Consider the following 12,798-nt stretch of genomic DNA (forward strand, 5'->3'; position numbering starts at 1 on the left):
GTGCCACCCGGGGAACACGGCAAGCAAGCCGAGGCCTGGGCGGAGCGGCACCTGAGCGACCATGGCTTGCGGCTGTTGGCGCGCAACTGGCGTTGCCGCGAAGGTGAACTGGATCTGGTCATGCTAGATGGCGATACAGTAGTATTCGCCGAAGTTCGCTATCGCCGGCACCGCCAATGGGGCGGTGCCCTAGGAAGCATTGACGGCCGCAAACAGGCGCGCGTGATCAACGCCGCTGAACGGTACCTCTTCGAAGAGCCTGTATGGGCCGATCACCCGTGCCGCTTCGACATCATCGCCATTGAAGGCAACGACCCGAGCGCCCCTGGCCTGACCTGGCTCAAGGACGCATTTTCGAGTTGAATACCGTTTACGGCTGGCCGATCCACTCTGATAGTTCCGCGCCAGCTCGCTGGTAGCGCTCCCGCTTCGCGGGCCAAGGTTTTCTAAGGTAAACGATGGACATGCAATCCCGGATTCGCCGGCTTTTCCAGGCCAGCATCGACACCAAACAGCAAGCGATGGAAGTGCTTGCCCCGCATATCGAGCAGGCCAGCCAGGTAATGGTCAATGCCATGCTCAGCGAGGGCAAGGTGTTGGCCTGTGGCAATGGCGGTTCGGCTGGCGATGCCCAGCATTTCTCGTCGGAGATGCTCAACCGCTTCGAGCGCGAGCGCCCGGGCCTGCCGGCCATTGCGCTCACAACCGACAGCTCCACGCTCACCTCCATCGCCAATGACTACAGCTACAACGAAATCTTCTCCAAGCAGATTCGCGCACTGGGGCAGGCGGGTGATGTGCTGCTGGCCATTTCCACCAGCGGGAATTCTGCCAACGTCATCCAGGCGATCCAGGCGGCGCATGACCGTGACATGACGGTAGTGGCCCTCACTGGCCGCGACGGCGGCGGCATGGCCTCGCTGTTGCTGCCCGAAGATGTCGAAATCCGCGTGCCGTCACAGGTGACGGCGCGTATCCAGGAAGTCCACTTGCTGGCTATCCACTGCCTCTGCGATTTGATCGACAGCCAACTGTTCGGGAGTGAAGAATGAGCCCCACCCGCGTCGGCCTTGCGGCCCTCACCTTTTGCCTTGCCCTCTCCGGCTGCAGCTCCGTGCTGACGGCCACCCGCGACAAACCCATCGATGATGATCGAGGCACCCGCACCCTGGGCAGCAAGATCGACGACTCGCTGATCGAAACCAAGGTTGCGGTCAACGTTGCCAAAGCCAGCCCCGACCTGGACCAAGGCTCGCACATCGTGGTCACCAGCTATAACGGCGTGGTGCTGCTGGCCGGCCAGACGCCGCGGGCAGACCTCAAAGCCATGGCCGAGCAGGCCGCCGCTTCGGTACAGCGGGTAAAAAAGGTGGAGAACGAGCTTCAGGTCATTCAGCCGTCCTCCTTGCTGGCACGCAGCAACGACGCGGTACTGACCACCAAGATCAAGACACAGATGTTTGCGGATAACACCATTCCTGGCTCGCGCATCAAGGTCGTGACCGAGAACGGCATCGTGTACCTGCTTGGCCTGGTAACCCAACAGGAAGCGACCCGTGCTACCAACCTGGTGCAGAGCGTTTCCGGGGTGCAGAAGATCGTGAAGCTGTTCGAGTACATCGACTGATCAGCTTCACAGGTACAAAAAAGGCGACCACGATGGTCGCCTTTTTTTATTTCACCACTTTCAGGCTGGGCCGCCCGCTTGGGCGAGGCGGCTGACCGCCAGGCGGCGGCTGGTCGCCATCCAGGCCCTCCTCTTCCATGTCGAGCTCATCGTCCTCCAACGAAGGCACTTCAGGGTCAAACACCATGCCCTGCCCGTTCTCGCGCGCATAGATACCCATGATGGCCCCGACCGGCACATACAGGGTATGAGCAACGCCGGAGAAGCGACCTTCGAAACTCACGGCTTCGTTATCCATGTGCAGGTGACGCACCGCAGTGGGCGAAACGTTGAGCACGATCTGACCATCGGTTGCAAAGCCCTCAGGGACTTGCACTGCGCGATACTCGGCATTTACCAGGATATGGGGCGTGCAATCGTTATCTACGATCCACTCATACAAGGCGCGGACCAGATAGGGACGACTGGAATTCATCAAGGGCTCCTCTAAAACTAACGCATTTCACGTTCGGCAGCCGAGAGGCTGGCCTGGAACGCTTCTCGAGCAAATTGCCGATCCATGTAATCGAGCAAGGGCTTCGCCGCACGCGGCAACTCGACGCCCATCACCGGGAGCCGCCAGAGTATGGGCAATAGACAGCAGTCAACCAGGCTTTGCTCATCACTCATGAAGCAGGACATCTCGGCAAACAGCGGGGAAACCCCGGTAAGGCTTTCGCGCAGATGCTTGCGCGCCTCGACCCGTGCGGCCTCTTTGCTGCGCGGATCGAGCAGCAGATCCACATGCCCGCACCAGTCCCGCTGAATACGGTGCATCAGCAGGCGAGCATTGGCGCGAGCCACCGGGTAGGCGGGCAGCAACGGAGGATGGGGGTAGCGCTCGTCGAGGTACTCCATCACTACGGTGGATTCATACAGCGCCAGATCGCGGTCCACGAGCGTGGGAAGGCTGCCGTAAGGGTTCACTTCCATCAACGCCGCCGGCGGGCGCCCCGGGGCAATGTCGATGATTTGCACGGTAACGGCCTTCTCGGCCAACACGATACGCACGCGATGGGAATAATGGTCGGCAGGATCGGAGTAGCAGGCCAACCTGTTGGTTACGCCCATGGCGATCTCCTCGCTGGAAACAGATAAACGAACGCGCCCGAGGCACTTCCCCCGCACAGGGCCCGGCACTAGCCAGGCAACAGCGAACGGAAACACCCCAAGGCGCGCGATAACTGCGAATCTTACAACAATTTTGCTGTCAGCGGGGCTGACCGCGGTCACTGCGCAGGGCGTGGCATAGCGCGAGAACGACATCGGAAGGGCAAAAAGCGGTAAAAACAAAAAAGCCCGGCTCTTTCGAACCAGGCTTTTTGTTGAAGCTTGAGCAGCGAATTAACGCTTGGAGTACTGCGGACGCTTACGCGCTTTACGCAGACCAACTTTCTTACGCTCAACTTCACGGGCATCGCGGGTAACGAAGCCGGCACGGCGCAGATCGCCACGCAGGGTTTCGTCGTACACCATCAGGGCACGGGTGATACCGTGACGGATGGCGCCAGCCTGGCCGCTTACGCCACCGCCGGAAACGGTCACGAACACGTCGAATTTCTCGACGGTGCCGGTCAGTTCCAGAGGCTGACGAACAACCATGCGCGCGGTTTCACGACCGAAGAAGGAATCCAGCGTGCGGTTGTTGATGGAGATGTTACCGGTACCCGGACGCAGGAAAACGCGAGCGGTAGAGGTCTTGCGACGGCCAGTGCCGTAATTTTGAGTCGCCGACATAGTGAACTATTCCGTTAAATCTTCAGTTCTTGGGGCTGCTGAGCAGTATGAGGGTGTACAGCGCCCGCATAGACTTTCAGCTTACGGTACATGTCGCGACCCAGCGGGTTCTTCGGCAGCATGCCTTTGACCGCGGTCTCGATCACGCGCTCAGGTGCCTTGTCGATCAGCTTGTCGAAAGTGATCGATTTGATACCGCCCGGGAAACCGGAGTGGGAGTAGTACACCTTGTCCGTGGACTTGGCGCCGGTTACACGAACCTGCTCGGCGTTGATGACGACGATGTAGTCACCGGTGTCAACGTGCGGAGTGAATTCAGGCTTGTGCTTGCCACGCAGACGGCTCGCGATTTCAGTAGCCAGACGACCCAGGGTCTGGCCAGCGGCGTCGACGACAAACCAGTCGCGCTTTACTGTTTCCGGTTTAGCAGTAAAAGTTTTCATTCTTTATAGCCTCAGGGGCCGTCCAACAAAAATAGACGGCGGAGCTTACTGAATAGTGCTTGCTTTGACAAGGTCAAAGGCAGCCGCATCCAGACGCTTTTGGGGGCTCGGGTCATCGCGTCAGGGTTCGGCAAAGGGCCTGTTCGTGGAGGGGCATCACTTCCTCCGCGTGCAGAGCAGGCGAATTATCCGGATTACAGCGAAAACATCAAGCGACTTTTTCAGTGCCGGCGTTAACGCAATGGCCGGCTGGACAGCTGGGCGCAAAACCAAGACGATAGTGCCAACAAATGACCGTTTCCCCTTAACAAGAACAACAATCCATGCCCGTACTGCCCGCTCTTCCGCTGCGCCGTGTCGCTATCCTCGCCACCGACCAGGTATTTGCTTCCACGCTCACCCAGGCCAAGGACTTTTTTCATCTTGCCAGCCTTCGATACGGTCGCGAGTCGGGTCTTGGCCTCACCCCGGCCTACGAGACGTGCCTGGTCAGCCCAGGCGGCGAGCAGGTAATGACCTTCAGCGGCACCTCCATCAGCGTTGATGCCGGGCTGGAAGACGCCGATGTAATCGTACTGCCTGCATTTTCGGACGGGATCGACCCGATGTTTGCCCGCGCGCCGCAGGTAGTGCCTTGGCTACGCGAACAGCACGCCCGCGGCGCGGTAATCTGCGGCGAGGCGAACGGGGTATTCTGGATGGCCGAGGCAGGGCTGTTGAATGGCAAGGAAGCGACCACCTACTGGCGCTTCTTCGACCGGTTCGCCGAACGGTACCCGCAGGTGAAGCTGACCCGCGACAAGCACCTGACCGACGCTGACAATCTCTACTGCGCCGCAGGCCTGACCTCAGCCTCCGATCTGTACATCTACCTGATCGAACGGTTTTGTGGCGCATCGGTTGCCCAGGGCGTGGCCAGGGACATACTCCATGAAGTGCGCCGCACTTACGCGCCAGGCCGCATCGGTTTCGGCGGCCAGAAGCTGCACCAGGATCCGCAGGTGTTGCAGATACAGCACTGGCTGGAGGCGCATTTTGCGAAGAAGTTTCGCTTCGAGGACCTGGCCCGGGACCACGGCATGAGCATTCGCAACTTCATGCGCAGGTTCCAGGCCGCCACGGGCGATAAACCCCTTCACTACCTGCAACGCTTGCGCATCGAGACAGCCAAGGGGCTGCTCTCCAGCAGCGCGAAGAGCGTCAAGACCATCAGCTACGAAGTAGGCTATGACGACGCCAGCTTCTTCGCGCGGCTATTTCGGCAACACACCGGCGCGTCGCCGAACCAGTACCGCCAGCGCTATGTGGCGCAAACCGCCTGACAGCGCTGTATCAGGGCTTGTGCGCCCGGGAAAGGAACTCATGCGATTGCATTTCCAGCAAGCGGCTGAGCGTGCGCTGGAATTCGAAGTTCAGTCGGCCACCTGAATACAGGTCCTTGAGTTCCACTTCCGCCGAAATGATCAGCTTCACGTTCCGATCGTAGAACTCGTCGACCATATTGATAAAGCGCCGGGCGATGTCGTCGGTGGCAACGCCCATCTGCTCCACGCCGCTCAGGATCACCGCATGGAAGATCTTGCCCAGCTCGATGTAGTCGTTCTGGCTGCGGGGGCCATCGCACAGCGCGCGGAAGTCGAACCAGGCCACATCGTCACAAGTACGCACGGCGCGGATTTCACGGTTCTCGATCATCAGCACATCGTTCTCGACCGCTTGCGTGCATTCGGGGGTGAGGGCACGGAAGCTGTCGCGAAGGCTCTTCTCGGCGGCTTCGTCGAGTGGGAAATGGAACAATTCAGCCTGCTCAAGGTGTCGCAAGCGGTAATCGACGCCGCTGTCGACATTGACCACTTCGGTGTTCTGCTTGATCAGGGCGATCGCGGGCAGGAAACGGGCGCGCTGCAAACCGTCCTTGTACAGACCATCCGGCACGATGTTCGAGGTAGCGACCAGCGTGACGCCATGCTTGAACAGCTCTTCCATCAGGGTGCCGAGGATCATGGCGTCCGTGATATCGGACACGAAGAATTCATCGAAACAGATGACGCGCGACTCGTCAGCGAAACGCTTGGCGATAAGAGTGAGTGGGTTTTTCTCGCCCTTGAGGTTTTTCATTTCCTCGTGCACGCGCTTCATGAAGCGGTGGAAGTGGGTGCGGGTCTTTTCCTTGAACGGCAGCGCTTCGAAGAAGGTATCGACCAGGTAGGTTTTCCCCCGGCCTACGCCGCCCCAGAAATACAGGCCCTTGACCGGCGCTGCTTCTTTCTTGCCGAACAGCTTGCCCAGCAGCCCCGGCTTGGCCTGGCTGGCGGCGATCAGGTCGTCATACAGGCGCTGCAGATGGCGAACCGCTGTTTCCTGCGCCGCATCGTGGAAGAAATCAGGACGTTTCAGGTCAGCTTGGTATCGTTCAAGAGGCGTCATAAGTCGTCTGCGAGGCTTTAAAACCGGGCCGCCACTTTAACGGCGGCCCTTCGGGATGGCAATCAAGGCCGCGACCAATCGCCGCGGCCCCCAGGGCACTCAGGCCTGCGGGCGAAGCGCCTGACGTACGGCATCAATGGCGAGATCGCGGGTGGCTTGATCGGCAAACTCAGGGCTGTCCGCCACGCAAGCGTCGTCCAGCCATAGGCCGAAGCCGCTGCCTTCAGCACGCAGGTCGGGATTTCCTTCCTGCAATCGCTTGCTCGCCGCACCCGCCTGCTTGCCGTCGGCGAATGGCCGGGACAGCAGCAATTGCTCGCCGTCGGCGCTGAGCAGGCGGAAGCGGAAGGTGCCGTCCTGTTCGCGGAAGCTCACGAAACGGGCGGCCTTTTCGGTTTTCTTGCGTGCTTCGCCCGCCCCGACAACCTGCGCGCGGAAAGAGCGCAGGCCAACGGCTTCGCGCAGCTGTTCGAGGAACGGGGTGGCGGTTTTGCGGGCCTTGATCGCGCCAGCCTGGAGGATGTCTTCGAGGTCTGCGGGGCGCTCGATCAACTGATGATAGCGCTCGCGGGCTTCGCCCAGCTCACTGTCAAGCAAGGTGAACAGTCGCTGCTTGGCATCACCCCACCCCAGCCCGCCCAGCAGGTGGCCGCGAAATTCCTCGGTTTGCGCCGGGGTCGCGAACGCGCTGTACAGCGTGAACAGGTGGCTGCTGTCCGGGTCTTTCGGCTCACCGGGGGCGCGGGAGTCGGTCACGATCCGGGCAATGGCGTCCTTGAGCTGCTTGGGGCTGCTGAACAACGGAATGGTGTTGTCGTAGCTTTTGGACATCTTGCGGCCGTCCAGGCCAGGCAGCGTAGCCACGCTTTCCTCGATGACTGCCTCGGGCAGTACGAACAATTCTTTGCCTTTGCCGAACAGGTGGTTGAAGCGCTGGCCGATGTCACGCGCCATTTCAACGTGTTGAATCTGATCGCGGCCGACCGGTACCTTGTGGGCATTGAACATGAGGATGTCCGCGGCCATCAGCACCGGATAGCTGTACAGACCCATGGTCACCCCGGCGTCCGGGTCTTCCCCTGCCTCCAGGTTCTTGTCCACTGAAGCCTTGTAGGCATGGGCGCGGTTGAGCAAACCCTTGGCGGCCACACACGTGAGCAGCCAGGTCAGCTCAGGGATCTCTGGTATATCGGACTGCCGGTAGAAGGTAGCGCGCTCCACATCCAGCCCACCGGCCAGCCAGGTGGCTGCGATTTCCAAGCGCGAGCGCTGGATGCGCAGCGGGTCATCGCATTTGATCAGGGCGTGGTAGTCGGCCAGGAAGTAGTACGAATCCATACCGCTCTGACGGCTGGCCTCGATAGCCGGGCGAATGGCGCCGGCGTAGTTGCCCAGGTGGGGCGTGCCGGTGGTGGTGATACCAGTGAGAATACGGGTGGTCATGGGTGATCGCTTATCAGGCTGCATTCAAGGGGCAAGGCGCGGCGAAACCAGGTCTTTGAGGTCTGTGAGTTTGCCATGAAAGAAGTGGCCGCATTCTGCCACTTTCAACAGTTCGTGGGGCCGCTCCAGCGCATCGGACCACTGATAGACCAGCGACGGGTCGACCACTTCGTCGTTTTCCGGCTGAACCACCGTGATAGGACAGCGCTCCGGGAGGGGTTCTTCTGCTCGCAAGCGCATCACCGCGGGGGCGCACATGAACAAATGCCGCAACTGCGCACCCTGGCGCTCAAGGCGGCCAGCGAGTGTGGCTGCCACGAAGCCGCCAAAGGAAAAGCCCAGCAGCGTGAGCGGCAGGCCCGGATGACGAATGCGTAGCCAATTGGCGGCCGCGTTGGCATCGTCCACCTCGCCCAGGCCCATGTCATGGGCGCCGGCGCTGCTGCCCGTGCCTCGGTAGTTGAATCGCAACGTGATGTAACCGGCGTCGCGCGCGGTACGTTGCAAGGTAGACATGACCTTGTTGAGCATGGTGCCACCCTGCTCCGGGTTCGGATGGCAGAGCAGCGCCAGCCCGCGTGGCTCGGGAACTTCGAGGTAGAGTGCTTCGAGCTGGCCAACCGGGCCGTCGAGCATCAGGGGGTTTTCGCGGATCAGCAAGGGTATGAACTCCGTGACCCTCACGAGGGTCGACTCGTCTAGCTATCGGTTTGTGCCTGTACAGGCCTTGAGGCAAGGCCCGGCGCAGCGCTGCGCTTTTCAAGGCCCGTTGCGGTATACAGCGCGGGTGCGAGCCGTTAACGTAATGCAAAGCCGTTTATAGAGGAAGGACTCGTGGAACACTCGCTCTTGGTTTGGTTGCTCCCCACCCTGGCTCTGGTTGTGGGTGTCATCGTGGGCTTCCTCATTGCTCGCCATGCCCCCAACGCCGTACCAGGCGGCACTCAGCGCCAGCTGGATGACCTGCAGAAGAAATTCGACAACTACCAGCACGAGGTGGTGACGCATTTCAACAGCACCGCCATTCTGGTCAAAAAGCTCACTCAGAGCTATCAGGAAGTTCAGGATCATCTGGCCGAGGGTGCGAACCACCTTGCCCTGGATGAGCTTACTCGCCAGCGGCTGCTGGCCGCCCTGCATTCGGACGCCAACCAGCCGCCACGTGACCGGCTCACCCCGCCCCGTGACCAGGAAGTTCCGAAGGACTACGCGCCCAAAGGGCCCGGCACGCCGGGCATGCTCGACGAGCAGTACGGGTTGAAACGCAAGTAATGAAAAAGGGCCTCGGATGAGGCCCTTTTTCGTTGCGGCAATAGCTTTCCCGAACTCAGATCGCTCCGCGCGCGCGCAGCAGCTCGATGACCTGCTTCACGCCCTCTTCCACCGACACCGCCTGGGTATCGACCACAAGGTCGGCATCCAGCGGAATGTCGTAGGGGAAGGACTCGCCGGGAATGTTGTCCTGCCCGGCTGCGTAGAGGCCCTGCGGGTCACGCTCGGCACATACCTGGGGCGACGCCTGAACGTACACGGTGATCAGCCGATCACTGCCGATCAGGTCCCGTGCCTGGGCACGGCCTTCACCATCGGGCGCTACGAATGCCGCCAGGGTAAGCAAGCCAGCCTCGTTGAACTGACGAGCAACATGAGCCGCCCTGCGCCAGTTCTCGGTGCGCCCGGCGCGATCCTGCGGCAGGCCCTTGTTCAGGTCATGACGCAGGTTTTGCCCATCGAGTACGAACACGGCGCGGCCGGAGTCGAACAGCTTGCGCTCCACGGCATAGGCCAGGGTGCTCTTGCCAGCCCCGGAAAGCCCGGTAAACAGCACGGTGGCCGGCTTCTGGCCGAAGCGCAGGGCGCGCTCTTCCACGCTCACATGGGCCAACGCACCATGGGCACCCGCCGTACCGTGAGGCACCACAGGCGGCGCGATGATCATGCCCGCGCCAACGGTACCGTTGGTGAGGCGATCCACTACGATAAAGGCACCGGTAGTGCGATTGCTGGCGTAACCGTCCAGGGCGATGGACGAATCCAGTGCCACTTTTACCTTTCCGATTTCGTTCAGCGCCAGGGCGCTCGCCGGGCCCTCTTCGAGCGTGTTTACGTCCACGCGGTGCGTGATGCTGGCAATGGAACCTGGCACATAGCTGGTAGCGCGCTTGATGTCGTATTTCTTGCCCGGGAGCATCGGCTCTTCGGACATCCACACCAGCATGGCGTCGAACTGGTCGGTAACCGGGGGCACGTTGTCGGCATGCACCAGCAAGTCGCCACGGGAGATATCGATTTCGTCTTCCATGGTCAGGGTAATGGCCTGGCCCGGCCCTGCCTGCTCCAGTTCGCCTTCGAAGGTGACGATGGATTTCACGCGGCTGCTCTTGCCGGACGGCAGCACCACCACTTCGTCGCCCTTGTGCACCACACCGCTTGCCAGCGTGCCAGCGAACCCACGGAAATTAAGGTTCGGGCGGTTGACGTACTGCACGGGGAAGCGCAGGTCGGTGAGGTTGCGGTCAGCAGCCACTTCGACCGTTTCGAGAATTTCCATCAACGCGGGGCCGGTGTACCACGGCGAACGCTCGCTGCGGTTGACCACGTTGTCGCCCTTGAGGGCCGACATCGGCACAAAATGCAGGCTCGACGGCGCCAGCTTGATCGCCTCGGCAAACTGCAGGTAATCGGCCTTGATGCTTTCGAACACGCCTTCATCGAACCCTTTGAGGTCCATCTTGTTGATGGCGACCACGATGTGCTTGATGCCCAGCAGGGAGGCGATATAGCTGTGGCGGCGGGTTTGGGTTTGCACGCCGTAACGCGCGTCCACAAGGATGATCGCCAGGTCGCAAGTAGAGGCGCCTGTGGCCATGTTCCGCGTGTACTGCTCATGGCCGGGGGTGTCGGCAATGATGAACTTGCGCTTGGCGGTAGAAAAGTAGCGGTAGGCCACGTCGATGGTGATGCCTTGCTCGCGCTCGGCCTGCAAGCCGTCTACGAGCAGCGCCAGGTCCACTTCATCGCCAGTGGTACCGACCTTCTTGGAGTCACGCGTGATGGCTTCGAGGTGATCCTCGTAGATCATCTTGGAATCGTGCAGCAAGCGCCCGATCAGGGTGCTCTTGCCGTCGTCCACGTTCCCGCAGGTCAGAAAGCGCAGCAGTTCCTTGCGTTCGTGCTGGGCCAGATAAGCGAGGATGTCCTCGCTGATCAATTCGGATTGGTGCGACATGTTTAGACCCTGATTTAGAAGTAGCCCTGACGTTTCTTGTCTTCCATGGAGCCGGCGCCATCGTGGTCGATCACGCGGCCCTGGCGCTCGGATGTGCGCGTCAGGAGCATTTCCTGGATGATATCGGTCAGGCTTTGCGCATCGGACTCCACCGCGCCGGTAAGCGGATAGCAGCCCAAGGTACGGAAGCGGACCTTTTTCTTGACGATCCTGGCCTTCTCTTCATCGGAAAGGTGCTCGAGGATACGATCGTCGTCGATCATGATCAGCGTGCCGTTCTTTTCGATCACTTCACGTTCGGCCGCGAAGTACAGCGGCACGATCGGGATCTGTTCCAGGTAGATGTACTGCCAGATGTCCAGCTCGGTCCAGTTCGACAGCGGGAACACGCGAATGGACTCGCCCTTGTTCACCTTGCCGTTGTAGAGGTTCCACAGCTCGGGGCGCTGGTTCTTGGGGTCCCAGCGGTGCTTGCTGTCGCGGAAGGAATACACACGTTCCTTGGCCCGGGACTTTTCTTCGTCGCGGCGGGCGCCACCAAAGGCCGCGTCGAATCCGTACTTGTCCAGCGCCTGCTTCAGGCCCTGGGTTTTCATGATATCGGTGTGTTTGGAGCTACCGTGGGTGAAGGGGTTGATACCCTGTGCCACCCCTTCCGGGTTCACGTGAACCAGCAGGTCCAGGCCCATTTCCTTGACCATGCGATCCCGGAACTTGTACATCTCCTGAAACTTCCACTGGGTATCCACGTGCATCACGGGGAACGGCAGCTTGCCCGGGAAAAAGGCCTTGCGCGCCAGGTGCAGCATGACGGCGGAGTCTTTACCGATGGAGTAAAGCATTACCGGGTTGTCGAACTCGGCTGCCACTTCACGGATGATGTGGATGCTTTCCGCCTCGAGCTGTTTCAAGTGCGTCAGTTTATCGACCATGGCTACTCACGGATTGCGTTGCAGATGGGACGGCCAGCGGGCCGTGTTCGAGCCGGCCACTCTATCACAGGGCCCTGGCATATAAGGGGCCCTGCTTAGACCCAAAAGGTATGAGCATATACCCCCTGGTTTTAGCCCTAAACCGGGTTCGGGCAGTCGATGAAAACGTGCTCGATGGCGAAACGCTGGGCCAGATACTCGCCCAGCGCCTGCACCCCGTACCGCTCAGTGGCATGATGCCCAGCCGCAATGAATGAAACATTGTTTTCGCAGGCGCTGTGAAAGGTTTGCTCGGAGGCCTCGCCGGTAAGGTACAGGTCTACCCCCGCTTCGATAGCGGTGTCGATATACCCTTGGCCTCCGCCAGTGCACCACCCTACCCGCCGCACGGTCTGGCCGCTGCATACCACCAACGGCTCACGGCCGAGCACCTGCGCCACGCGGCGGGAGAACTCCAGCCCCGTTTGCGGCACGTCCAGCGAGCCAACCAGGCCGACCACCTTTGGATTGGAGGGGTCAAGCGGGCCTTCGACCGTCAGGCCCAGGCGCTGGGCAAGCTGCACGTTGTTGCCGACCTCGGGATGAACATCGAGGGGCAAGTGATAAGCCAACAGGCTCATGTCGTGCCTGAGCAATGTTTTGAGGCGCCGATGCTTCATGCCGGTGATGCAGGGGTTTTCACCCTTCCAGAAGTACCCGTGATGCACCAGCACCAGGTCAGCCCCTGCACCCGCGGCGGCATCGAGCAATGCCTGGCTGGCCGTCACGCCGCTGACGATCTTGCGCACCTGTGGGCGCCCTTCTACCTGCAAGCCGTTGGGGCAATAGTCGGGGATTTTCGCGCTACCCAGGTAGCGGTCGGCCTCCTCCACAAGGGTGCTTAACGATACGGCCATAAAAGTCTCCATAAAGGCAGTTTGC

15 protein-coding genes are annotated in these 12,798 nt (G+C 60.7%); 5 read left to right on the top strand and 10 right to left on the bottom strand.

The window, feature by feature from the left end:
• The 3 genes from G7016_RS14360 to G7016_RS14370 all read left to right on the top strand — a co-directional run bounded on the left by G7016_RS14360 (position 1) and on the right by G7016_RS14370 (position 1,627).
• Positions 1–363 (top strand): YraN family protein, encoded by a 363-nt coding sequence (locus G7016_RS14360; RefSeq protein WP_181115386.1) that lies wholly within the window; start codon positions 1–3, stop codon positions 361–363.
• A gap of 95 nt (positions 364–458) precedes the next feature.
• Positions 459–1,052: a phosphoheptose isomerase gene (locus G7016_RS14365; protein ID WP_181115388.1), complete on the top strand. Its 594-nt coding sequence runs from the start codon at positions 459–461 to the stop codon at positions 1,050–1,052.
• Positions 1,049–1,627, top strand: a complete 579-nt coding sequence (locus G7016_RS14370; RefSeq protein ID WP_181115391.1) for a BON domain-containing protein — start codon at positions 1,049–1,051, stop codon at positions 1,625–1,627. The genes G7016_RS14365 and G7016_RS14370 overlap by 4 nt, the downstream gene beginning before the upstream one ends.
• Before the next feature lie 46 nt (positions 1,628–1,673).
• On the opposite strand, the gene G7016_RS14375 is transcribed toward G7016_RS14370, so the two are convergent.
• The 4 genes from G7016_RS14375 to rplM all read right to left on the bottom strand — a co-directional run bounded on the left by G7016_RS14375 (position 1,674) and on the right by rplM (position 3,846).
• Entirely contained in the window at positions 1,674–2,102 is a 429-nt protein-coding gene (locus G7016_RS14375) for a ClpXP protease specificity-enhancing factor (protein ID WP_181115394.1), read from the bottom strand.
• Positions 2,103–2,119: 17 nt separating this feature from the next.
• A complete protein-coding gene (locus G7016_RS14380; RefSeq protein ID WP_181115397.1) occupies positions 2,120–2,737 on the bottom strand; it encodes a glutathione S-transferase N-terminal domain-containing protein in 618 nt (205 codons plus the stop codon).
• Positions 2,738–3,010: 273 nt separating this feature from the next.
• Complete coding sequence (gene rpsI, locus G7016_RS14385) at positions 3,011–3,403, bottom strand: 30S ribosomal protein S9 (protein WP_181115398.1); 393 nt, start codon at positions 3,401–3,403, stop codon at positions 3,011–3,013.
• 14 nt (positions 3,404–3,417) lie between these two features.
• Entirely contained in the window at positions 3,418–3,846 is a 429-nt protein-coding gene (gene rplM / locus G7016_RS14390; RefSeq protein ID WP_181115400.1) for a 50S ribosomal protein L13, read from the bottom strand.
• A 323-nt stretch (positions 3,847–4,169) separates the two neighbouring features.
• On the opposite strand from rplM, the gene G7016_RS14395 reads away from it, so the two are divergent.
• On the top strand, positions 4,170–5,168 hold the full coding sequence (locus tag G7016_RS14395; RefSeq protein WP_181115402.1) for a GlxA family transcriptional regulator: 999 nt from the start codon (positions 4,170–4,172) through the stop codon (positions 5,166–5,168).
• A 10-nt stretch (positions 5,169–5,178) separates the two neighbouring features.
• Here G7016_RS14395 and zapE read toward each other — a convergent pair whose 3' ends face one another.
• From zapE to G7016_RS14410, 3 genes are all read right to left on the bottom strand, one after another.
• Positions 5,179–6,273: a cell division protein ZapE gene (gene zapE / locus G7016_RS14400; protein WP_181115404.1), complete on the bottom strand. Its 1,095-nt coding sequence runs from the start codon at positions 6,271–6,273 to the stop codon at positions 5,179–5,181.
• 99 nt (positions 6,274–6,372) lie between these two features.
• Positions 6,373–7,716: a tryptophan--tRNA ligase gene (locus G7016_RS14405; protein WP_181115407.1), complete on the bottom strand. Its 1,344-nt coding sequence runs from the start codon at positions 7,714–7,716 to the stop codon at positions 6,373–6,375.
• 24 nt (positions 7,717–7,740) lie between these two features.
• The gene (locus G7016_RS14410; protein ID WP_181115409.1) at positions 7,741–8,376 is read right to left on the bottom strand and encodes an alpha/beta hydrolase; all 636 of its coding nucleotides are present in this window, start codon (positions 8,374–8,376) and stop codon (positions 7,741–7,743) included.
• 174 nt (positions 8,377–8,550) lie between these two features.
• Between G7016_RS14410 and G7016_RS14415 the strand changes: the two genes are divergently transcribed.
• A complete protein-coding gene (locus G7016_RS14415; RefSeq protein ID WP_181115411.1) occupies positions 8,551–8,988 on the top strand; it encodes a YhcB family protein in 438 nt (145 codons plus the stop codon).
• A 55-nt stretch (positions 8,989–9,043) separates the two neighbouring features.
• Here G7016_RS14415 and cysN read toward each other — a convergent pair whose 3' ends face one another.
• The 3 genes from cysN to G7016_RS14430 form a co-directional block, all read right to left on the bottom strand.
• Positions 9,044–10,945 (bottom strand): sulfate adenylyltransferase subunit CysN, encoded by a 1,902-nt coding sequence (cysN, locus tag G7016_RS14420; protein WP_181115413.1) that lies wholly within the window; start codon positions 10,943–10,945, stop codon positions 9,044–9,046.
• Positions 10,946–10,959: 14 nt separating this feature from the next.
• Positions 10,960–11,877, bottom strand: coding sequence for a sulfate adenylyltransferase subunit CysD (cysD, locus tag G7016_RS14425; RefSeq protein WP_181115415.1), 918 nt, complete (start codon positions 11,875–11,877; stop codon positions 10,960–10,962).
• Between the two features lie 137 nt (positions 11,878–12,014).
• Positions 12,015–12,773, bottom strand: coding sequence for a Nif3-like dinuclear metal center hexameric protein (locus G7016_RS14430; protein WP_181115417.1), 759 nt, complete (start codon positions 12,771–12,773; stop codon positions 12,015–12,017).
• Between the last annotated feature and the right edge of the window lie 25 nt (positions 12,774–12,798).

The organism is Pseudomonas japonica (assembly GCF_013522925.1).
Classification (GTDB): domain Bacteria; phylum Pseudomonadota; class Gammaproteobacteria; order Pseudomonadales; family Pseudomonadaceae; genus Aquipseudomonas; species Aquipseudomonas japonica_A.